Source organism: Stenotrophomonas sp. ZAC14D2_NAIMI4_7, assembly GCF_003086675.1.
GTDB lineage: Bacteria > Pseudomonadota > Gammaproteobacteria > Xanthomonadales > Xanthomonadaceae > Stenotrophomonas.
Genome location: NZ_CP025995.1, coordinates 2446691 through 2466877, shown reverse-complemented (window position 1 = coordinate 2466877; position 20187 = coordinate 2446691). Strand labels below are relative to the sequence as shown.

General features: G+C 68.9%; 20 protein-coding genes. 7 read left to right on the top strand and 13 right to left on the bottom strand.

Annotated elements, in window-relative coordinates; translation table 11 throughout:
- Nucleotides 1-3: 3 nt before the first annotated feature.
- The 6 genes from C1922_RS11345 (at nucleotide 4) to C1922_RS11320 (ending at nucleotide 6400) form a co-directional block, all read left to right on the top strand.
- Complete coding sequence (locus tag C1922_RS11345) at nucleotides 4-444, top strand: AraC family transcriptional regulator (protein WP_108749850.1); 441 nt, start codon at nucleotides 4-6, stop codon at nucleotides 442-444.
- A gap of 2 nt (nucleotides 445-446) precedes the next feature.
- Nucleotides 447-1103 (top strand): hydrolase, encoded by a 657-nt coding sequence (locus C1922_RS11340; protein WP_108749849.1) that lies wholly within the window; start codon nucleotides 447-449, stop codon nucleotides 1101-1103.
- Nucleotides 1104-1105: 2 nt separating this feature from the next.
- Nucleotides 1106-1531 (top strand): DoxX family membrane protein, encoded by a 426-nt coding sequence (locus C1922_RS11335; RefSeq protein WP_108749848.1) that lies wholly within the window; start codon nucleotides 1106-1108, stop codon nucleotides 1529-1531.
- Between the two features lie 119 nt (nucleotides 1532-1650).
- A complete protein-coding gene (locus C1922_RS11330; RefSeq protein WP_199912258.1) occupies nucleotides 1651-3498 on the top strand; it encodes an amidohydrolase in 1848 nt (615 codons plus the stop codon).
- Nucleotides 3477-4760, top strand: coding sequence for an alginate export family protein (locus C1922_RS11325; protein WP_108749846.1), 1284 nt, complete (start codon nucleotides 3477-3479; stop codon nucleotides 4758-4760). The genes C1922_RS11330 and C1922_RS11325 overlap by 22 nt, the downstream gene beginning before the upstream one ends.
- The gene (locus C1922_RS11320) at nucleotides 4754-6400 is read left to right on the top strand and encodes an MFS transporter (RefSeq protein WP_108749845.1); all 1647 of its coding nucleotides are present in this window, start codon (nucleotides 4754-4756) and stop codon (nucleotides 6398-6400) included. Before C1922_RS11325 ends, C1922_RS11320 begins: the two co-directional genes overlap by 7 nt.
- A 71-nt stretch (nucleotides 6401-6471) precedes the next feature.
- On the opposite strand, the gene C1922_RS11315 is transcribed toward C1922_RS11320, so the two are convergent.
- Nucleotides 6472-7296, bottom strand: a complete 825-nt coding sequence (locus tag C1922_RS11315; RefSeq protein ID WP_108749844.1) for an alpha/beta hydrolase — start codon at nucleotides 7294-7296, stop codon at nucleotides 6472-6474.
- 165 nt (nucleotides 7297-7461) lie between these two features.
- Here C1922_RS11315 and C1922_RS11310 point away from each other — a divergent pair, with 165 nt between their 5' ends.
- Nucleotides 7462-7824 (top strand): hypothetical protein, encoded by a 363-nt coding sequence (locus tag C1922_RS11310; RefSeq protein WP_108749843.1) that lies wholly within the window; start codon nucleotides 7462-7464, stop codon nucleotides 7822-7824.
- Between the two features lie 64 nt (nucleotides 7825-7888).
- Here the strand turns inward: C1922_RS11310 and C1922_RS11305 are convergent, their stop codons facing one another.
- The 12 genes from C1922_RS11305 to C1922_RS11250 form a co-directional block, all read right to left on the bottom strand.
- A complete protein-coding gene (locus C1922_RS11305; protein WP_108749842.1) occupies nucleotides 7889-8593 on the bottom strand; it encodes a DUF2968 domain-containing protein in 705 nt (234 codons plus the stop codon).
- A gap of 98 nt (nucleotides 8594-8691) precedes the next feature.
- Nucleotides 8692-10845: a TadG family pilus assembly protein gene (locus C1922_RS11300; protein WP_108749841.1), complete on the bottom strand. Its 2154-nt coding sequence runs from the start codon at nucleotides 10843-10845 to the stop codon at nucleotides 8692-8694.
- Nucleotides 10846-10853: 8 nt separating this feature from the next.
- Nucleotides 10854-11291: a DUF3613 domain-containing protein gene (locus C1922_RS11295; protein WP_108749840.1), complete on the bottom strand. Its 438-nt coding sequence runs from the start codon at nucleotides 11289-11291 to the stop codon at nucleotides 10854-10856.
- Nucleotides 11288-12151, bottom strand: a complete 864-nt coding sequence (locus tag C1922_RS11290; protein WP_108749839.1) for a Flp pilus assembly protein TadD — start codon at nucleotides 12149-12151, stop codon at nucleotides 11288-11290. Before C1922_RS11290 ends, C1922_RS11295 begins: the two co-directional genes overlap by 4 nt.
- A gap of 5 nt (nucleotides 12152-12156) precedes the next feature.
- Nucleotides 12157-13080: a type II secretion system F family protein gene (locus C1922_RS11285; RefSeq protein ID WP_108749838.1), complete on the bottom strand. Its 924-nt coding sequence runs from the start codon at nucleotides 13078-13080 to the stop codon at nucleotides 12157-12159.
- Nucleotides 13081-13108: 28 nt separating this feature from the next.
- The gene (locus tag C1922_RS11280; RefSeq protein WP_108749837.1) at nucleotides 13109-14056 is read right to left on the bottom strand and encodes a type II secretion system F family protein; all 948 of its coding nucleotides are present in this window, start codon (nucleotides 14054-14056) and stop codon (nucleotides 13109-13111) included.
- 2 nt (nucleotides 14057-14058) lie between these two features.
- A complete protein-coding gene (locus C1922_RS11275) occupies nucleotides 14059-15408 on the bottom strand; it encodes a CpaF family protein (protein WP_108749836.1) in 1350 nt (449 codons plus the stop codon).
- Nucleotides 15393-16649, bottom strand: coding sequence for a fimbrial protein (locus C1922_RS11270; RefSeq protein WP_108749835.1), 1257 nt, complete (start codon nucleotides 16647-16649; stop codon nucleotides 15393-15395). Before C1922_RS11270 ends, C1922_RS11275 begins: the two co-directional genes overlap by 16 nt.
- A gap of 23 nt (nucleotides 16650-16672) precedes the next feature.
- Nucleotides 16673-18031, bottom strand: a complete 1359-nt coding sequence (locus tag C1922_RS11265; protein ID WP_108749834.1) for a type II and III secretion system protein family protein — start codon at nucleotides 18029-18031, stop codon at nucleotides 16673-16675.
- Nucleotides 18032-18049: 18 nt separating this feature from the next.
- The gene (gene cpaB, locus C1922_RS11260; RefSeq protein WP_108749833.1) at nucleotides 18050-19090 is read right to left on the bottom strand and encodes a Flp pilus assembly protein CpaB; all 1041 of its coding nucleotides are present in this window, start codon (nucleotides 19088-19090) and stop codon (nucleotides 18050-18052) included.
- A gap of 24 nt (nucleotides 19091-19114) precedes the next feature.
- A complete protein-coding gene (locus C1922_RS11255) occupies nucleotides 19115-19588 on the bottom strand; it encodes a TadE/TadG family type IV pilus assembly protein (RefSeq protein WP_108749832.1) in 474 nt (157 codons plus the stop codon).
- Nucleotides 19585-20112 (bottom strand): A24 family peptidase, encoded by a 528-nt coding sequence (locus C1922_RS11250; protein WP_108749831.1) that lies wholly within the window; start codon nucleotides 20110-20112, stop codon nucleotides 19585-19587. Before C1922_RS11250 ends, C1922_RS11255 begins: the two co-directional genes overlap by 4 nt.
- Nucleotides 20113-20187 lie beyond the last annotated feature (75 nt).

The window sequence follows — 20187 nt, the reverse complement described above, 5'->3', positions numbered from 1 at the left end:
CGCATGGCCCTGCAAACCCCGCCTGCGTTCGCGGCAGACGCGCTTGCGCCGAATCAATCGGCCGCGTTGCAGCGCGCCCTGCGCTACATCGACGAACACCTGTCGCAGCCGCTGCGGGTGACCGAGCTGGCCGAAGTGGCCTGCGTCAGCCGCTTCCATCTGGTGCGCCTGTTCCGCACCGGTACCGGTGCCAGCCCACTGCGCTATGTGCGCCGCCGGCGCATTGAACGGGCCCGGCAACTGCTGCCCGACAGCACCGGTTCCATGTCCCACCTGGCCCAACACCTGGGCTTCTTCGACCAGAGTCATTTCGTGCGCAGTTTCCGCGCCGAGACCGGCTGCAGCCCAGGCCAGTACCTGGCCGGTGACGCCGCGCTGCGGCTGCCTGCCGAGCGCGCCTGCGGCCGCCTGACGCCCCTGCCTTCAACCACCCCTGGAGTCTGACCATGACCACCGCAACCGCCACCCCTGCCAAGGCCCTGCTGTCGCCCACCGACCACGCCCTGGTGCTGATCGACTACCAATCGCAGATGGCCTTCGCCACGCACACCATCGACATCTCGGCCCTGCGCAACAACGTCTCGCTGATCAGCAAGGGCGCCAAGGGCTTCAACGTGCCGGTGGTGCTGACCACCGTGGCCGAGAAGTCGTTCTCCGGCCCGATGTTCCCCGAACTGCCGGAGATCTTCCCCGGCCAGACCGTGTTCGACCGCACCTCGATGAACACCTGGGAAGACCAGCCGGTGATCGATGAGATCAACCGCATCGGCAAGCGCCGCCTGGTGCTGGGTGGCCTTTGGACCAGCGTCTGCATCGTCGGCCCGACCCTGTCGGCGCTGGAGCAGGGCTTCGAGGTCTACGTGATCACCGACGCCTGTGGCGACGTGAGCGACGAAGCGCACGAGCGCGCCATCACCCGCATGGTGCAGGCCGGTGCCGTGCCGATCACCAGCGTGCAGTACCTGCTGGAACTGCAGCGCGACTGGGCGCGCGGTGAAACCTATGGCCTGACCACCGGCATCGCCCGCGACCACGCCGGCGGCTACGGCATCGGCATCCAGTACGCCAAGACCATGTTCGGCGCACAGGAAGGCGGTCACTGAGCATGACCGGCAGTCACGGCCTGGACCTGGCCTTGCTGATGCTGCGCGTGGCGGCAGGTGGATTCCTGCTGCCGCACGCACTGGGCAAGCTGCTGGGCTGGTTCGGCGGCCCCGGCCTGGGCGGCTTCGCCGGCGAACTGCGCGGCTTCGGCCTGCCCTCGGCCGCGCCCCTGCCGTTGCTGCTGGCGCTGCTGCAGGTGCTGTCCGGCCTGGCCGTGCTGCTGGGCTGGCAGACCCGCGTGGCCGCCCTGGCGGCGGCCGCGTTCATTGGCTTCACCGCGCTGCTGGCCCTGCCCAAGGGCTGGTTCTGGATGCGCGGTGGCGTCGAATACCCGCTGATGTGGACCTTCGTCCTGCTGGCCATTGCCTGCGCCGGGCCCGGTGCCTGGGCGCTGGATGGCCCGCTGCTGCAGGGAGACCTTGCATGAGTTCCGACCCCCACCATCCCGGCCGCCGCAATGTGCTGCTGGGTGCCGGCGCCGCGCTGGCGCTGGGCCTGGCCGGCACTGCCGCCGGCGCCATCGAATCAACATCCAGGGAGCGCCGCATGAGCACGCTGGTCATCCGCAATGCCCGTATCACCACGCTGGACCCGCAACGCCCGCACGCGCAGGCACTGGCCGTGCAGGAAGGCCGCATCGTCGCCGTAGGCAGTGATGAGGAGATCATGCGCGGCTGGGGCAACGAGGCCACCATCCTGGATGCGCAGGGCCGTCGCCTGGTTCCCGGGTTGAATGACAGCCACACCCACCTGATCCGTGGTGGCCTGAACTACAACCTGGAGCTGCGCTGGGATGGCCTGCGTTCGCTGGCCGACGCCATGGCCATGCTGAAGGCGCAGGTGGACCGCACGCCGGCGCCGCAATGGGTGCGCGTGGTCGGCGGCTTCACCGCCAGCCAGTTCACCGAAAAGCGCCTGCCGACCCTGCAGGAACTCAATGACATCGCGCCGGATACGCCGGTGTTCCTGCTGCACCTGTACGACCGCGCGCTGTTGAACCGTGCCGCGCTGCGCGCCTGCGGCTACACCAAGGACACCCCGGACCCGCCGGGCGGGCAGATCGTGCGCGATTCGCTGGGCAACCCGACCGGCCTGCTGCTGGCCAAGCCCAACGCGCTCATCCTGTATGCCACGCTGGCCAAGGGCCCGCGCCTGCCGGTGGAATACCAGGCCAACTCCACCCGTCACTTCATGCGTGAGCTGAACCGCCTGGGCATCACCTCGGTGATCGACGCCGGCGGCGGGTTCCAGAACTACCCCGAGGATTACCAGGTCATCGAGCAGCTGCATCGCGATGACCAGCTGACGGTGCGCATCGCCTACAACCTGTTCACCCAGAACAAGGGCAACGAGGTCAACGATTTCCGTGGCTGGAGCGAGATCCTGCAGCCGCGCCAGGGCGATGACCTGCTGCGCCACAACGGTGCCGGCGAGATGCTGGTGTTCTCGGCGGCCGATTTCGAGCTGTTCAACGAGCCGCGCCCGGAACTGCCGCCGGAGCTGGAGCCGGAGCTGCACGACGTGGTCAAGCTGCTGGTGGAAAAGCGTTGGCCGTTCCGCATCCACGCCACCTACGATGAAAGCATCACCCGCATCCTGGACGTGTACGAACAGGTGAACCGCGAGGTGCCGTTCGATGGCCTGCACTGGTTCATCGACCACGCTGAAACCATCACCCCGCGCAACATCGAACGTATCCGTGCGCTGGGCGGCGGCATTGCCGTGCAGCACCGCATGGCCTACCAGGGCGAGGCCTTCGTGCAGCGCTATGGCGTGCAGGCCGCACGCCACACCCCGCCGGTCAAGCGCATGCTGGCCGAGGGCGTGCCGGTGGGTGCCGGTACCGATGCCACGCGCGTGGCCAGTTACAACCCGTGGGTGGCGCTGTCGTGGCTGGTGACCGGGCGCACCGTGGGTGGGCTGGCGCTGTACGGCGACGAGAACCTGCTGGAACGCGAACAGGCGCTGCGCCTGTGGACCCAGGGTAGTGCCTGGTTCTCTGGCGACGAAGCGGTGAAGGGCACGCTGAAAGAGGGCCAGCTGGCGGATTTCATCGTGCTGTCGGCCGACTTCTTCCGCGTGGACGATGCGCAGATTGCCGATATCACCAGCCTGCTGACCGTGGTCGGCGGCCGCATCGTGCATGCCGACGGCGACTACGCCGGGCTGGCCCCGCAGTTGCCGCCGGCCATGCCGGACTGGTCGCCGGTGAACAAGTTCGGTGGCTACCACGTGGGTGGCGCGGCCACGGGACTGGCCGCGGCCCACCACCATCATCACGGCGCCGCCTGCGGCACCCACGGTGCGCACGGCCATGCCGCGCACCATGCCGCACCGACCGATGATCTGACCGCGTTCTGGGGCGCCATGGGGTGCTCGTGCTTCGCGTTCTGACCTTGGCTGCGCTGGCCGCGCCGTCGCTGGCGCTGGCCTGCGACGGTGGTGCCTGCACGGCAGTGGGCGATGGCCTGCTGCAGTGGGATGCGTCGGTGCGCGTGCGTGGGCTGTATTACGACCCCACGCGCTTCGGCGTGGGCGGCGGCGAGGATGGCTACGGCCTGCTGCGCGCGCTGGCAGCGGCCACCTACCGTAGGGATGACTGGGAAGCCAAGCTGCAGTTGGGCGTGCATGCCGAGGACGGCAAGGCCGGTGGCCCCGGTCGCACCGATCGCAGCGCGCTGGATGTGCAGCAGGCTTACTGGCGCTGGCAGGGCGAAGGCTGGCACGTGCAGCTGGGCCGGCAGGAAGCCGGCTACGGTAGCTCGCGGCTGCTGTCCGTGCGCGATGGGCCGAACATCCGCCTGGCCTTCGATGGTGCGCGCGTTGGCTGGCGCGGGCGCTTGGGACAGTTGGACCTGATGGCGCTGCGCCCGGTGGAAAACCGCCCCGGTGCATTCGACGATCGCGGCGAACACGGTGCCCACCTGTGGGGCGCCTATGCGACCACCGCGCGTGGGCACGGTGTCGGGCAGTGGGATGTCTACGCGCTGGACTACCGCCGCGACGGCGCGCGCTTCGCCGCCGGCACGGGCGTGGAGCGGCGACAGACCGTGGGCACGCGCTGGTTCGGCCAGGCCGGCGGGCTGGACTGGAACACCGAACTGGTGGCCCAAGGCGGTGAGCTGCGCACGGCCGGCGCCGATCTGGACATCCGTGCGTGGACCCTCGCCACCGATACCGGCTGGCGCTGGGCCGCGTTGCCGCTGCAACCACGGCTGGGCCTGAAGGCCGACCTGGCCAGTGGCGATGGCAACCTGCATGACGGCCGGCTGGGCACGTTCAACGCGCTGTTCCCCAAATCGGCCTACTTCAGCGAGGCCAGCCTGTTGGCGCCGGCCAACCTGATGGACGTGCAGCCGACACTGGCGCTGCGGCTGGACCCGAAGGTCACCACCGAACTGGGCGTGCAGATGGCCTGGAAGCACCGCCGCGCCGATGCGGTCTACACCACCCCAGCACCGCTGTCGGCGCTGCCCGGCAGTGCCGGTGGCGCACGCCGCATCGGCACCCAATACAAATCCGAAACCCGCTGGCAAGCCAGCGAACACTGGCAATGGCAGCTGCAGCTGGCCTGGGTCGATGCCGGTCCTGCACTGAAGCAGGCCGGTGGCCAGGACACGCTGTTCGCCTCGATCGTTGGAGCATGGCAATGGTGAACGCAACCGCGTCACAACCTTCCCCGCAGGCCGCAGGTGCCTGGTCCCCGCTGAAGATCAGCATGTTCCGGGCGCTGTGGCTGGCGATCCTGGCCAGCAACATCGGCACCTGGGTGAACGACGTCGCCGCCGCCTGGGTAATGGCGGAGCGCACCGGCTCGCCGCTGATGGTGGCCCTGGTGCAGTCGGCCACCACGGTGCCGATCGTGCTGCTGGCGCTGGCCGCCGGTACCCTGGCCGACATTGTCGACCGCCGGAAATACCTGTTGTTCACCCAGGGCTGGATGCTGCTGGTGGCGGCGGTGATGGCCACGCTGACCGCGTTCGACCTGCTGACCCCCAACCTGCTGGTGCTGCTGACCTTCTGCATGGGCTGTGGTGCGGCCATGGCCATGCCGGCGCAGGCCGCGATCGTCTCCGAACTGGTGCCGCAGCCGATGCTGGCCTCGGCGGTGGCGCTGAACTCGATCGGCATCAATATCGCCCGCTCGATCGGCCCGGCCATCGGCGGTGTGATCGTGGCGCAGCTGGGTGCGGTGTGGGCCTTCGGCTTCAATGCCGTCACCTTCGCCGCCATGCTGTTCGTGGTCTGGGGCTGGAAACGCGACCCGAAGGCATCGAGCCTGCCGCCGGAAGGCTTCGGTGCGGGTTTGAAGGCCGGCCTGCGCTATGCCAGCCGCGCCGGTCGCCTGCAGGCGGTGCTGATCAAGTCGGTGGGCTTCTTCTTCTTCGCCGCAGCGATGAACGCGATGCTGCCGGTGGTGGTGCGTGGGCAGATGCATGGCGGGGCAGGGCAGTACGGCATCCTGCTGGGCTGCATTGGCATCGGTGCGGTGGGCGGTGCGCTGCTGCTGCCGAAACTGCGCGCCAGGCTTGATCGCGACCTGCTGGTGCTGCTGGCGACGCTGGCGCTGGCGTGCAGTTTGGTCGGCCTGGCGCTGACCCGCAGCTGGTACGTGCTGCCTGCCGTGATGCTGGTCAATGGCTTTGCCTGGATCACCGTGCTGTCCTCGCTGCAGATCGCGGCGCAGACGGCGGTGCCGGCGTGGGTGCGTGCACGTGCGCTGGCGCTGTACATCATGGTGTTCTCGGCGGGCATGGCCGCCGGTGGCCTGAGCTGGGGCGCGCTGGCCCAGCGCACTTCGCCGGAACTGGCGCTGCTGGTGGCGGCCGTGGGCGCGGTGGTGGGCGGCCTGCTGGTCTGGCGCGTGCGTATTGCCGGCACCGAGGAACTGAACCTGCGCCCGGCCGGGCATTGGCCGGCGCCGGAGCTGGCAGTGCCGGTGTCGCATGATCGTGGCCCGGTGCTGGTGACGGTGGAATACCGCATCGAAGCCGGCGACCGTGCGCTGTTCCAGGCGCAGATGCGCGCGCTGGGCACGATCCGCCGCCGCGACGGTGCGGTGGTGTGGGGCGTGGTGGAAGACGTGGCGACGCCTGGCGTGCACCTGGAGTATTTAGTGACCCCGTCGTGGCTGGAGCACCTGCGCCAGCATGAGCGCATCACCGCCGACGACAAGGCGATCCAGGAAACGCTGCGTGGCCTGCACCGTGGCGAGCGTGCGCCGATCGTGCGGCACTTCGTGGGTGGGCAGGATCCGTTGCCGGCCAACGTGCCGCACCATCACAGCGATATCTGAGAGCGGTCGCCGGGCATGGCCCGGCGCTACCGTGCAGGGGGCGGCGGCGCGCTGGGCGCCGCCGCGATGGATCACTTGCGTGCGAACGCCAGCAGGTCGGCGTTGAACTGGTCGGCGTGGGTCACGGTCAGGCCGTGCGGCGCGCCCGCGTACACCTTCAGCTCGGCATCCTTGATGATCTGCGAGGACAGCTTGGCCGAGGCATCGAACGGCACGATCTGGTCGTCGTCGCCGTGCACCACCAGCGCCGGCACGTCGATCTTCTGCAGGTCGGCGGTGTAATCCACTTCCGAGAACTCGTGGATGCAGTCGTACTGACCCTTCACGCCGCCCAGCATGCCCTGCTGCCAGAACGAATCGCGCATGCCCTGGGTGACGGCGTTGCCGTCGCGGTTGGCTCCGAAGAACGGCGTGGTCAGGTCCTTGAAAAACTGCGAGCGGTCACCGGCGGTGCCCTTGCGGATGCCGTCGAACACCTCCAGCGGGGTGCCGGCCGGGTTGCTGGCGGTCTTCAGCATCAGCGGCGGCACCGCGCCGACCAGCACCACCTTGGCCACGCGCTTGCTGCCGTGGCGACCGACGTAGTGGGCCACTTCGCCACCACCGGTGGAATGGCCGACCAGGATGGCGTCGTGCAGGTCCAGTGCTTCGATCACCGCGGCCAGGTCGTCGGCGTAGGTGTCCATGTTGTTGCCGTCCCAGGTCTGGCTGGAACGGCCGTGGCTGCGGCGGTCATGGGCGATCACGCGGTAGCCGTTCTGGCCCATGAACAGCATCTGCGGGTCCCAGGCGTCGGACGACAGCGGCCAGCCGTGGGCGAACACGACGGGCTGGCCGGTGCCCCAGTCCTTGTAGAAGATGCGGGCGCCGTCTTTGACGGTAACGAAGTTGCTCATCTTGGATTCCTTTGGCGGAAGGTGGAAGGCACCGGTCGCGGCGACCGGTGTGCGCGCAGTACAGCGCAGCCTGTTCCGCCGGCATTGCACGGCTGTGGCAGGAAGTCGCATTGGCCTCTGGCGGCGCACTGGTTTGGGCGGAACCATGCGGGCAAGGAGGGCGTCATGAGCCGAGTGGTGGCAGGCGCGGTGCTCGCGCTGTTGTTGGCCGTGCCGGTGCAGGCACAGACCAACGTCTACAAATGTATTGACGGTCCGCATGCGGTCTACCAGCAGACCCCGTGCCAGGGCCAGGCGGAATGGAAGTGGCAGGTGCCATCGGACACGTCATCGGCCAGGCCGACCGCGCCGGCGGCTGCCGCTCGCCCGCGCAAGCGGCGCGCAGGAGCGGCACGGGCGGTGCTGATTCCCATCGAGCGCGATCCGGCCGGTTGCAGCCATGCGCGCCAGCGGCGGGCGGATGCGCTGCGGCCGGACTATCTGCAGCAGCGCCAGCTGGACGACGCTGTGCGCGCGGCCTGTCGCTGAGCGGAAATGAAAACGGCACCCGAGGGTGCCGTTTGCGACAGGCTTTGCGGGAATGCGAGCGGGCTCAGTGGCCGTCTCCACCCGCACCGGCGCCAGACGCGGCATCGGCCTTGGGCAGGCTCAGTTCCGGGTTGCCCTGTTCGGCCTGCAGGATCTGGATGCGACGCTGCAGGGCATCGAGCTGGCTGTTGGTGCTCTGCACATCGGTGCTCAGGCTGACCGCCTGCTGCTGCGCCTGCTGCAGCGCCGCGCTGACCTGCGCCGACTGCGCCTGCTGCTGTTCCATTTCCTGCTGCAGGGTGCGCAGGCGCTCCTCGTTATAGGCCACCAGGCGTTCGGTGTAGCGCTTGCCCGCTTCCAGGCGCGTGGTGTCGATATATACCTGGGCCAGCTGCTCGGTCTGTTGCACGAAGGTGCGGTAGACGCGCTCGGCGTTGTCCACCGCATCGGTCTTGATCACGCGCCAGAAGTTCTTTTCCTGGAACAGCGCCACGTAGTAGGTAAGCGTATTGGCGTTGAACAGCAGGCTGGCGCCGTAGTTGCCGTTGTAGGTGGTGCGCAGTTCGGTCAGTTGCTGGGCATCCATCAACTGCTTCAGTTCATCCACCGTGTTGCGCACCACCGGGGCCGGGCGTGCCGGTTCGGCGGCTGCCTGGCGGTCGCCACGGGCGGCCATGGCCGACGGTGCGGCCAGGATCATGGCCGTGGCCAGCAGCGCTACCGCGCGCGGGTACCGGGCGAAGACAGTGCCCCCTGAAATTTCTCGCATGTCTGGACCATCCACGAACGTAGTGTGGTTGAGATGAATGTGATTCCCCGCCGGGAGTCTAGCATGGGCGGGCGCGGCGCCAAGCCGGGCGGCGGCGCTCAGTAGACCAGCTGCGCGGGCGTGCACTGGATCGACTGCACCTGCACATCCGTGCGCCCCAGCTCCAGCCCCAGCAGGCTGGCCAGGGTGCCGCTCAGCAGTGCGCCCACGCTGTTCAACACCGGCTTCAGCGCGGCCAGCACCGGGGTCAGCACCGCGCACAGCAGGCCACTGCAGCTGACCGCGTTGCCCGGCGTGGTCACGCCGCCGCCGGCGTACTGGTCCAGGAAACCGGCCGGGGCGGTCTGGATGTAGGCGGCCAGGTTGTTGCGCACGCAGCCGTTGTAGTTCAGCAGGTTGCTGACCAGGCTGTCGCAGCGGTTGATCAGCAGCCCGCCCAGCAGCGAACCCAACACGCCGTCGAGCACGCCCAGGCCCTGGCCGGTGACCGTGGTGCGGTAGCCATCCCACACCGGGCCATCCTTGCGGCAGGTGGTCAGGTACAGCGGCGGGCAGGCGTAGGGCACGCCCTGGGTGACGGTCCAGGTGCCCAGCGGATTCAATTGGCGGCTGGCATCGCCGTCGCGCAGCAGCGGAATCACCTTGTCCACGTCGTAGCGGCCGCCGGTGGGATGCGCGGCGGCCAGGTAGCGGTCGGCCAGCGCCTTGGCGGTATCGCTGGAACTCATGCCCTGCTGCGGGCTCTGCAGCATGCCCGACAGCACGCGCAGCAGCTCGTTCACCAGATCGGACACCGCCGTGCCCACCGCCAATGGATTGATCTGTGTGGAACCGGTCTGCCCGGCGGCCAGGGTGAGGTCCTGTTGCGCGGTCAGCGCCGGCAGGCTGATGCGGTCGTTGATCAGCGGCTGGCCCAGCAGGGTCAGCAACTGCTCGCTCTGCAGGGAGGCATCGCAGACGTTCTGCCTGGAAAAGCGATCAGCCTCGGCCACCTTGCCCACGCAGGCGCGCAGCACCGACGAATCCACGCGGATGGTCGCCGTGGGTGGCGCGGCACCGCATTGCAGCGATGTCAGCGTGCCCATCGCATTGGTCACGTCCACGTGCAGCGGCAGTTTCAGACGGGTGCCCAGCAGGTTCAGCAGGGCGCCTACGGCCGGCACGCGGTTGCTGTCCACGTCCACCATCAGCCGCACCTGGGCGTTGTAGGCGCGCGCGCCGACGCCACCGATGGCGATGGACGGAGGCTCGATCACCCCCGCCTTGACCTCGATGCCGACCAGATTCAATCCGCTGATCTGCACGCCGTTGTTGTCGTTGGCAATGGAAATGGCGGTGTTCAACAGGTCCAGCACGTTGACCTTTGATTCCAGCGCGCTGCCGATGGTGCCGTCGGGCGAGATGACTTCGGCGAACAGACCGCCGCCACCGCTTTCGCTGCCCAGCGCGATGTTCAGCTGGTTGATATCCAGGCCGGTGGATACAAGGCTGGACAGCGCCTGCAGCTGCACGCCAGCGGTGCTGCTGCGGCCCACCACTTCGGCGGTGGCGTTGACCAGCTGCGCCAGCGATACGCGGTGCACCGCCAGCAGGCGATTGAAATCGGCCACGCTCAGGTCGGCGGTGACCGGAATGCCCAGCGCCTGCAGCAGGCCCGAAGGCGTAACGCTGACCTGGGCCAGGCCGTCGTAGGACAGCACGGTGGCATTGCTCACGTCCAGCCCGACCAGGCGCAGGGTGGCCATCAGCGGGGAATTGCCATTGCTGCGCAGCAGCTGCGAGCCCACGCTGAACACCGCGGTGGGTTCGGCGCGGCGCGCGACCGCCTGGGTGCGCACCGTGGGCAGCGTGTTGTTCTGGCCGAAGAACGGCAGCACGCTGCGTTCGGTGGTCACGCGCACGGCGTTGCGCGGATTGGCCGCATCCACGGTGCTGCTGAAGTGGTCCTCGGCGGCGTGGGCGGCATTCCAGTTGCCGCACTGCACCTGTACCTGGCCGGGGAAGCGGTTCTGGTTGACCGCGTTCTGCCGTGCCGCGGTGTTGTCACTGTTGTCGGCGCTGCACAGGTCCAGGCGCTGCGCGCCGGCCAGCGCAGCAAGGTCGGCCACCTTCTGTGCATCGCGCTTGGCCCAGTACAGGTAGCCCACTTCGATCAGGCCGAGCATGGCCACCAGCGCGATCATCACCAGCATCAGGGTGACCGACATGCCGCCGCGCTGGCGGTTGAAGGTGATGCGGCGTGACCGGTGCATGGCCGACCTCAGCGTGATGAGCTGGAACGGTTGCTGGAACGACCGACGTCAGGATCGAAGAAGTCGGGGATCTCGTGCTCGAAACTCTTCAGGTAGCGCGCATAGCTGGCCGTGGCCTGGTCGCCCAGGATCGGCAGGGGTGCGCCGGCCTGCTGACCGGAGGCCTGCAGCCGCAGCAGGTTGCGGACGCTGTCGCCGTGCTGCGGGCGTGCGGTGGTGCTGGCATGTACATAGGTGGGCGGCGGCGGGGCTGGCGGCGCAGCCGTGGTATCCACCGTGGCCAGCGGCTGCGCGGACTGCACCGCCTGTGCCGGTGTCATCCGCTCGCCCAGCATCTGTCCGGTCAGCGGTGACTGGGTGGATTGCGCCGATGCGCGCGGCGTCGACAGGGCGATAGCAAGGGTTGCCAGGGGCAGCACGGTGCGCAGCAGGGCGGGCAGGGTCATGGGGTTCCCTCGTTGGCAGGGCGGGCGGAGCCGAAGCGCTCCAGCATGGACGGCGGCAGGTGCGCTGGATCGCGGTCGGTGGTGCTGTCGCGCCGGGCTTCCGCTGTCAGCCGCAGGCTGCGCGCCGGCGTTGCCGTGGCCGGCGCCGGGGGCGGTGCCACGGCGGCGCTCTGGCGCTGCTGCAGGCGGCTGCGTATCTGCTGCGCCTGCTGCTGGATGCTGCGGCGGGTCTCGTCGTTGAGGTTGGCCTGCTGCGCGAGCTGTTCGGCCGTGGCGGTGTCACCGCGCAGCAGCGCCCACAGCGACAGGTTGGCGGTGGCCTTGGCGTTGCCCGGGGTCAGTTCCAGCGCCTTGGCCAGCGGTTCGCGCGCCTGTTCGAACTGCCCGGCGCGCAGCCGTGCATAGCCCAGGTCGCCCAGGTAGTCGGTGTTCAAGGGTTGCAGCTGGCTGGCGCGTGCCAGTGCCTGCTCGGCCGCCGCGTCATCCCCGGCATGGGCGGCGATCAGGCCCAGCCCGTGCGCGGCGGCAGCGGCCTGCGCGCCGTTGGCCAGTTGCTGGTACAGCGCGCTGGCGGCGGCGGTCTGCCCGGTTTCGCGCAGCGCGTCGGCCTGCAGCAGGCGCAGCGCGGGCAGGTCGCCGTAGCGCTGGCGGAACGCATCCACGTGCGCCAGCGAGGCGTACCACGCGCCCTGCTGCTGCATGCGCGAAATCAGTTCCAGATAGGTATTGCGGCTGTCCTGCGGTGCCGGCGTGGGTTCGGCCAGCGTCGGGGTGTGCAGGTACTTGGCCGTGCTGGACGCACAGCCGCTGGCCAGGGTGGCCAGGGTGAAGAGCAGCAGGGCGGGGCGTGCAGCAGGCATGGACGTCATCCCATCTTCGACATGGTGGTGGCCAGCGCGACCAGCGCCGGGCCGGAAAGCACCAGCATCAGCGCTGGCAGCAGGGTCAGCATCATCACCACGGTCATCTTCACCGACAGCTTGCCGACCTTCTCTTTCAGGGTATTGCGGCGCTGCTCGCGCAGGCGCAGGCTGAACTGCTTCAACGGCTCCTGTACCGCGCCGCCGTGCGCGTGCACCTGCAGGATCAGCTGCACAAGGCTGGACAGATCGTCATCGCCATACACTTCATTCAAGCGCCGTAGTGACTGCGCGCGGCTGCGGCCGTGGGTGTAGGCCACGTTGGCTTCCTGCAGTTCGCCGCCCAGCACCGGCAGTGCGTCGCGCAGCTTGTCGCCCAGGGTCTGCAGGCTCTGGTCCATGCTGAATCCCACGCCCTGCAGCAGGCGCAGCAGGTCGATCAGCAGGGGCAGTTCGTTGTGCACGGCGCGCCGGCGGCGCTTCACCCAGGCGCCCAGCACGAACTTGGGCAGCAGCAGGCCGGCGGCCAGTGCGCCGACCACCACCATCACCTTGGCCAGCCCGTGCGCATCGCTGACTGCGATTGCCAGTGCGACCACCACGGCGGCCAGCAGCAGGCGCAGGCCCAGGTAGATGGCCGTGCCGCGGCGGGTGTTCCAGCCGGCCAGATCCAGCAGCAGGCGGTCTTCGCTGGCCAACAGCGCGGCCTCCAGGCGGCCACCGCTCAGTTGCCGGCCCAGGCGTTCCAGCCAGCCCAGCGAATCGCGGCGGTTCGCTTCGGTCTCGGCATCACGCGGCTGCAGAGCCGTTTTCAGCGTGGCTTCACCGCGCGCCTCGCGCTGCCCGCGCACCCAGCCGCCCAGGCCGAGCAGGGCGATGCCGGCGGCCAGCAGCAACAACGCGCACATCCACCAGGTGTTGGCGCTCATCGTTCACCTGCGCTTGCAGTACGGGGGGTCATAGCGATTTGGCCAGCCGGTACAGCAGGAAGGCGCCCACCAGTTCCAGGCCGATGGCCAGCGCCAGGATCTTGTGGCCCAGCGGGTGGTGCAGGATCGGCTGGAAGAAATCCGGGCTGGAAATGGCCATCAGCACGGCACTGGCCGGCGGCAGCAGGCCCAGCACCCAGGCCGACATGCGCGTTTCGGAGGTGGTGGCGGCCAGTTCCTGCTGCGCCTGTTCCAGGTCGCGCATGAAGTCGCCCAGCCGTTGCAGGATCTGGTCCGAGCGGCCGCCGATACGCACGCTGACCCCGATCACCACCGCCAGCACCTTCAGCACGTCCATGCGATAGGGCTGCGCGGCCAGCGACAGGGCGCGGTCCAGTTCCATGCCGCCGCGCGCATAGCGCACCGTAGTGTCCAGCAGCTCGCGCAGGGGCGCGGCGGTCTGCGTGCTGGCCACCTGGAAGGCGGCCTGCAGGCTGTTGCCCAGGGCGGTCAGGCGTACCAGGTTGTCCAGGAAATCCGGCAGCTGATGCAGCAGCTTGGCCTGCAGCTTGCCGATGCGGCGCAGCAGCCACAGCCAGCAGCCGATCAGGTACAGGCCCAGGGTGAGCGGGAACATCCACGCGGTGCCCAGCCGCGCCACCGCGATGGCCGACAGCACCAGGCCGGGCACCAGCAGCAGTACCGGCAGTTTCCAGCCCGGCTGCAGGCCGGCCCGCTGCAGCAACGGATCCCATGGCAGCGTCCGGCGGTTGCTGGCTGCAGCGGCCGCGGCGACGGGCGCAGCGCGGGCGCTGTCTGCCACCGGGTTGCCGGCGCCGCGGGCCAGTTGCTGTTCGGCATGCTGCAGCGACGCCTGCCGCTGCTCGCGACTGTGCGCACTGCTCCACAACCAGGCGGCCAGGCCCAGCAGCACCGAGACGATGCTCAACACCATCAGCAGTACGCCGGCGCCCATGCTTACAGGTCTCCGTACAGCGAATCGCGCAGCTGCTGGCGGAAGGGCTCCAGCTTGTGCGAATGCGGGTGGAAGCCAAGCCCGATCCAGCGGTCGGTTTCGCGCCCGCTGCCGTCGACCTGCACCTCGTGGCGGAACATTTCCTGGGTGGTGATCAGGTTGTCGCTGACCCCGGTGATCTCGGTGATCGAGACCAGCACGCGGCGGCCGCTGCCCAGACGCGAGATCTGCACGATGAAGTCGATGGCGCTGGCGATCTGTCGGCGCAGGCTGTCTTCGCTGCCCTGGAAGCCGGCGAAACCGGCCAGCATCTCGATGCGATACAGGCAATCGCGCGGGGTGTTGGCGTGGATGGTGGCCATCGAGCCATCGTGGCCGGTGTTCATGGCCTGCAGCATTTCCAGCACTTCGGCGCCACGCACTTCGCCCACCACGATGCGGTCCGGACGCATGCGCAGGCTGTTGCGCACCAGGTCGCGGATGCTGATCGCACCGTGGCCGTCGGCACCGCCGATGCGGCTTTCCAGTCGCACCACGTGCGGGTGGTTCAACGACAGTTCGGCGGTGTCTTCCACGGTGATCACCCGCTCGTTGGCCGGGATGTAGCTGGCCAGCGCGTTCAGCAGCGAGGTCTTGCCCGAACTGGTGCCGCCGGACACCAGGATGTTGCAGCGCCCCAGCACCATGGCTTTCAGCAGCGCCTGCATCGGTGCATCGAACGTGCCCTTGGCCAGCAGCTCGTCGGGGGTGAACGGGTCCTTGCGGAACTTGCGGATGGAGACCATTGGGCCGTCCACCGCCAGTGGCGCGATGATGGCATTCAGGCGGCCGCCGTTGGGCAGGCGCGCGTCCACCATCGGGTTGGAATCGTCCAGGCGGCGGCCCAGCGGGGCCAGGATGCGGCGCAGGATGCGCAGCAGGTGGGTATCGTCGGTGAAGCGCTGGGTGGCGCGCTTGAGCTGGCCGCCCTGCGAGACATGCACATCCTTGAAGCCGTTGATCAGGATGTCTTCGATGGTCGGGTCATGCAGCAGGTCGTCCAAGGGCCCGAAGCCGGTCAGCTCCTTCACCAGGCCTTCGGCCACCACCTGCATTTCTTCTTCATTGATGGGAATGCGCCATTCCTGGATGAAGCTGACCGTCTGCACCTGCACCCAGCGGGCGATGGTGTCCGGCGCCCAGGAATCGATGTCGATGCGCTCGTCTTCAATGCTGTTGAGCAGGTGTTCGTGCGCGGCCGACAGCACCTTCTGGTACTGCTCGGTCTGCGCGAACGGCAGCACGCCCGGGGCCGCGTCGGGGGCGCTGGCACGGGCGAGGGCGTTCGGGAACAGGGTTACTTTGTCTTCCATTGCGATCCACCCAGGGCAAGGGCAAGTCTTTCCCGCAGGCCGTGCGGCTGCACCGGGCAGGCAGCAGGGTCCAGGCGCTGGACCAGCGGGGCGAGGGCGCGCAGGTACGGGTCGCGCGGGGCGTCCTGCAGCAGCAGATGGCCGTGGCTGGCGGCGGTGCGCACGCGCGAGCGTTCGGGCAGCGTGGCCAGCAGGGGCAGTTCGAAGCGTCGTGCAATCTGTTCCGGGCTCATGCCGGCGCTGTCGTCATGGCGGTTGATGACCAGCTGCAGCCGTTTTTCGCGGTCGCGTTGGCCGGCAAGATGCTTCAGCGCGTGGTCCAGCGACACCAGGGTGGCGATGGATGCATCGGCGATCAGCCAGATCTCGTCGGCCTGTTCCAGCAGCAGTGGCGGCAGCTGCCGCAGCGGGCAGCCGCCGGCATCGCACAGCACGCTGGCAAACACCCCGCGCAGGCGCTGCAGCAAGGCGCCGGGATCGGAGGGCGGCACCGCGTCGCTGCCGCTGGCGCGATCCAGCAACACCAGGCCGCAGGTATGGCGCGCCATGGCCGTGCGCGCCAGCGTGGCATCGATGCGGCTGGCGTTGCGCAGGGCGTCTTCGTAGTGGAAGCGGCTGTCCAGGTTCAGGTAGAGGGCCAGATCGCCGGCCGGCTGCGCCAGTTCCAGCAGCAGGCCGTCCTGTGGGTTGGTCTCGCCCTGTGCGAGCAGGTGGGTCTGCTGCGCCAGCACTGAGAGATGCGCGGCCAGGGTGCTGGTTCCCACGCCGGCGCGCACACCCAGCAGCACGATCAGCCGTGCCTTGTGCGCCTGCTGTGGGACGGCGGCGGTACGTGGCGACAGCGCACGCCGCAGAGCGGCCTCGATACCGGTGTTGTCGCTGTCCATGTCCAGTACATCGCGCAGCCCCGCGCGCAGCGCCAGCACCACCCCTTCCACCTGGCCGGCACTGGTCGAGCCCACCGCCACCAGGACCAGGTCCGGCTGGGTCTGCTGCAGTTGCTGGGCCAGCACGGTGGACGCAGACGCGTGCTCGGGCCGGAAGTCGAGCAGCACCAGGTTCTGCTGCCCGCGCTGCAGGTCCTGCGCGGAGGTCGGCTGGGTACTGTCCTGCCAATGCAGCGCCGTGCCCGGCGGCAACTTCGCGGCCAGGCGCGGCAGCAGGTCGCGGTCCACGCCGTACAGGACCAGGTTCATCGACGGTCCGGCGGCATGCAGGGGATGTGCGGTGGCATAGGGCATGGGGGTGTCCTTGCGGTGGCCGGTCAGCGCGAGAAGCCCGGTACCGGGTCGCGACTGATCGGGCCCAGCAGCCAGGCGCCCCATTCGGGCAGGTTCGGCCGTGCTTCCTGTTCGCCGGGCAGCGCCAGTTCGGTGTCGCGCGCCAGCGGTTGCACCAGGCGCGGGGTCACGATGATCACCAGTTCCTTGTCCTGGCGCTTGTAGTCGAAGTTGCGGAAGAACGAACCGATGATCGGCAGGTCACCCAGCAGCGGGATTTTGTTCACCGTCGATGCCACGCTGGAACTGACCAGGCCGCCGATCACGAAGCTCTCGCCATCGCCCAGTTCCACCGTGGTATCGGCGCGGCGGGTGGTGATGGAGGGGATCTGCACGCCATCGAGTGCGATCGCGTTGCTGTAGTCCAGGTCGCTGGCCTCGGGCGCGACCTTCAGCGCAATGCGGTTCGGTGCCAGCACCGTGGGGGTGACGGTCAAGCCGATGCCGAAGGGCTTGTAGGTGATGGTGGTGGTGCCCAGTCCCTGCGGTTCCAGGATCGGCAGTTCGCCGCCGGCCAGGAAGCTGGCGCTCTGCCCGGAAAGCGCCACCAGGGTGGGTTCGGCCAGCACGCGGGCCATGCCGTTGGCCTGCAGCAGGTCCACGTCGGCATTCCAGCGGTGCTTGGTGGAACCGAACACCAGGCGGAAGGCGGAGGACAGCGGCGAATCATCCTCGTTGGCGCTGCCGCCTTCTTCCATGCCCGGCAGCAAGCCGGTGTCGCCGGGCAGGCGGCCGCCGGGGCGGGCGATGCCATAGGCGAACGAACCGTTCTTGTTCTGGAAGTTGATGCCGATCTGTTTCAGCGCGGTCTTGTTGAACTCCACCACCTTCACTTCCACCTGCACCACGCCGCCGCTGGCGATGGTGGAGGCATCGGCCAGCAGACCGTCCTTGCCCAGCGCCATGGCGGCGGTCTTCTGTGCCTGCATGTGCGACAGCACGCTGTCGGTGCTTCCCTGCAACAGTCCCTGCTGGTCCTGTTGGGTGAACGAAAGTCCGCTGTCGGCGGTTCCCGCAGCGCCCTGCACGGCACTCTGTACGCGCACCTGCACGCGCTGCGGTTCGGCGCGGGCGCGGTGCCACAGCAGCAGCGTGGTGCTGCCCGGTGCCTTGCCGACCAGCAGGGCCTGGCGCTGCCCACGCAGCATCACGATGTCGGCCACGCCGGGGTCGGCAATGGCCACCCGTTCCAGATCGGCAGGCAGGGTCCACGGGCGCTGCTCACGTGCCTGCAGCACCAGGTCGTCGGCGGCCAGGCTGGTGGCGGGTGCCAGCACCACCAGCAGCAGGGCCAGCCAGCGCTGGTGCAGTGATCGGGCAAGGCGGTGGCGGCGTTGGGTCATGGAGGCTCCGGAATCCGGTCAGAGGGAACCGCGGGGCGCAGCGCTATCGCCGCGGATGATTTCGATGCCGGCCGGGCGCGGCGCACTACGCCGCGGCGCGCTGGCGCGGGCGGTGGGTGCGGCGGGCGTGCGTTCGGTCAGGCCCTTGCCGGCCAGTGCTTCGCCGTCCAGGCCGGCAAAGGCGTTGTTTTCGGGGCGCTGCAGCGCTGCCTGCTGTTCGGGGGCCAGGCCGCGTACGGGATCGAGCACGCCCTTGGCCGGCGCGAACAGCGCCACATCGGGCAGGCCGGTGTCGGCCGGGTTGCGCAGGGCCAGGAACAGCTTGCCTTGCTGCGCGCCCAGCAGCAGCCGGTTCGCCTCGGCCACCGGCACGGCCAGCACGGCGCTGCGCGCCGGTTGGGTGGCCTCGGCGCTGCCCTTGCTGGGGCTGCTGGAACTGCCTGCGCCGGTGATGTCGGCCGCGCGCGGGTCGTTGTCGGCGGACGTGGCCGCCGCCGGTTCCGCCGCAACGGGAACGATGTCCTGCTGGCCGTAGCTCAGCACCCGCAATCGCGACAGCAGCAGGCGGGTCTGTGCCACCTCCTGCGTGCCATTGATCGCATTGTTGTTGCTGCGCAGGTTCATGAAGACATCGACGAAATCGCCGGGAAGAATGCGGTTGCCGGCGCCGACCAGCTCGTCCACCGGCACCGCCAGCGCGCGCTCGCCAGGCCGCAGCTGCAGCGAGAACCCCTGCGCCAGCAGCCCCTGGCTGATCGCGCTGCCTTCTGCAATGTCCTGCACCGGCACCTTGCCGACCACCGCCGCCAGTTCCGTGGGGGCGCCGGGTACCGGCTGGGTGCGCTGGGCCAGGCGTACCCCGGCCGCTGTGATCGGCTCACCGGCGGGCAGACGGGCAATGGCTTCCACCACGGTTATGGTCGCGGCGCCGGGCTGGCTGGCAATCGGTGCGGCGGCCGGCGCGGTGGCGGGCGTGCGGCCCACAACGAAGGCGACCAGGGCCAGCAGCACGGCCAATGCGATCAGCGCGATGGCGGCGATGCGGGTCAGCTTCAACATGATTCGCCTCTCCTGGTACGTGGGTCAGTTGCTGCCCAGATCGAGCTGGGCCACGGCACTGCTGCGGATCGGATCGCCCATCACCCAGCCGTATACGGTGCCTGTGCCGGGCAGGAAGGGGTGGGCGGCATAGTCATAGCTGACCGTGACCGTCACGCATTGCGCGCTGGCCAGGCCGCTGCATGCGGCCACGGGGGAGACAACGATGGCGCCACTGCCGCCAGCGCTGCAATCCGGTTCCTGGCTGGAAAACTGCAACAGCCACTGCATCGAGCGGCGTGCTGCAGTGCAGGCGGCGACCCGGCGCTCGTTGGCGCTGGCATAGCGCAGCGATGCACGTGCGCCTTCGGCAGACGCCGTTGCCAGCGTCTGTTGCGCGGCCATGATCATCACTCCGGAAAACGTGAACATCAGCAGCGGAATCAGCCCGAGCATCAGCATCAGCGCGAATTCAATCGTGGCAGCGCCGTGTTGCCGGCGTGGCGCGCAGCGCTTCATGGGGCGCCTCCATAGGTGGTGACCAGCAGCCAGCCGATGGCCGCCAGGGCCAGATAGGTCGCATAGGGCGCGCCCGTACGTCCCTGTCGCGCCAGCTGCATGCCGCGCAGGGCCGGGTGGGCCTGCCAGTGCCGCGCCTGCAGCGTTGCTGGTAGTCGTGGTGCCAGCAGACGGGAGGCCACGACGATGCCAGCGTGCAGCCCTGCAGCCAGGCTGGCGACCATCCAGACCGGCAACAGCGCCTGCCAGCCCAGCAGCAATCCCAGCACGGCGAAGAACTTCACGTCGCCGGCGCCCATCATGCGCAGCAGATGGAACGGCAGCAGCGTGAGCAAGCCCAGCACCGCGCCCAGCAGGTGCGCGGCCAGCGGTTGCGGTGTGGCGGTCAGCTGGCTGACCAGCAACCACGGCAGCGCCAGTGCGCACGTGGCCAGCAGCCAGGCGTTGGGCACCCGACGGGCGTACAGGTCGCTGATCGCAACCCGCAGGCACAGTCCAATGGCCAGCAGTCCCAGCAGTGTCATCACGCACCCTCGTCGTCCATTTCCCGCTTGTTCCGTCTGCCCCGGGCGCGGCATCGCGGTGCGATACCGGCACCG

Excerpts from the sequence above, each read along its gene's own strand:
- C1922_RS11305 (WP_108749842.1), bottom strand. The coding sequence starts at position 8,593 with ATGCGAGAAATTTCAGGGGGCACTGTCTTCGCCCGGTACCCGCGCGCG.
- C1922_RS11310 (WP_108749843.1), top strand. The coding sequence starts at position 7,462 with ATGAGCCGAGTGGTGGCAGGCGCGGTGCTCGCGCTGTTGTTGGCCGTG.
- C1922_RS11265 (WP_108749834.1), bottom strand. The coding sequence starts at position 18,031 with ATGACCCAACGCCGCCACCGCCTTGCCCGATCACTGCACCAGCGCTGG.
- C1922_RS11340 (WP_108749849.1), top strand. The coding sequence starts at position 447 with ATGACCACCGCAACCGCCACCCCTGCCAAGGCCCTGCTGTCGCCCACC.
- C1922_RS11290 (WP_108749839.1), bottom strand. The coding sequence starts at position 12,151 with ATGCCTGCTGCACGCCCCGCCCTGCTGCTCTTCACCCTGGCCACCCTG.
- C1922_RS11270 (WP_108749835.1), bottom strand. The coding sequence starts at position 16,649 with ATGCCCTATGCCACCGCACATCCCCTGCATGCCGCCGGACCGTCGATG.
- C1922_RS11295 (WP_108749840.1), bottom strand. The coding sequence starts at position 11,291 with ATGACCCTGCCCGCCCTGCTGCGCACCGTGCTGCCCCTGGCAACCCTT.
- C1922_RS11330 (WP_199912258.1), top strand. The coding sequence starts at position 1,651 with ATGAGCACGCTGGTCATCCGCAATGCCCGTATCACCACGCTGGACCCG.
- C1922_RS11345 (WP_108749850.1), top strand. The coding sequence starts at position 4 with ATGGCCCTGCAAACCCCGCCTGCGTTCGCGGCAGACGCGCTTGCGCCG.
- C1922_RS11255 (WP_108749832.1), bottom strand. The coding sequence starts at position 19,588 with ATGAAGCGCTGCGCGCCACGCCGGCAACACGGCGCTGCCACGATTGAA.
- cpaB (WP_108749833.1), bottom strand. The coding sequence starts at position 19,090 with ATGTTGAAGCTGACCCGCATCGCCGCCATCGCGCTGATCGCATTGGCC.
- C1922_RS11275 (WP_108749836.1), bottom strand. The coding sequence starts at position 15,408 with ATGGAAGACAAAGTAACCCTGTTCCCGAACGCCCTCGCCCGTGCCAGC.
- C1922_RS11280 (WP_108749837.1), bottom strand. The coding sequence starts at position 14,056 with ATGGGCGCCGGCGTACTGCTGATGGTGTTGAGCATCGTCTCGGTGCTG.
- C1922_RS11335 (WP_108749848.1), top strand. The coding sequence starts at position 1,106 with ATGACCGGCAGTCACGGCCTGGACCTGGCCTTGCTGATGCTGCGCGTG.
- C1922_RS11315 (WP_108749844.1), bottom strand. The coding sequence starts at position 7,296 with ATGAGCAACTTCGTTACCGTCAAAGACGGCGCCCGCATCTTCTACAAG.
- C1922_RS11320 (WP_108749845.1), top strand. The coding sequence starts at position 4,754 with ATGGTGAACGCAACCGCGTCACAACCTTCCCCGCAGGCCGCAGGTGCC.
- C1922_RS11250 (WP_108749831.1), bottom strand. The coding sequence starts at position 20,112 with ATGACACTGCTGGGACTGCTGGCCATTGGACTGTGCCTGCGGGTTGCG.
- C1922_RS11300 (WP_108749841.1), bottom strand. The coding sequence starts at position 10,845 with ATGCACCGGTCACGCCGCATCACCTTCAACCGCCAGCGCGGCGGCATG.
- C1922_RS11285 (WP_108749838.1), bottom strand. The coding sequence starts at position 13,080 with ATGAGCGCCAACACCTGGTGGATGTGCGCGTTGTTGCTGCTGGCCGCC.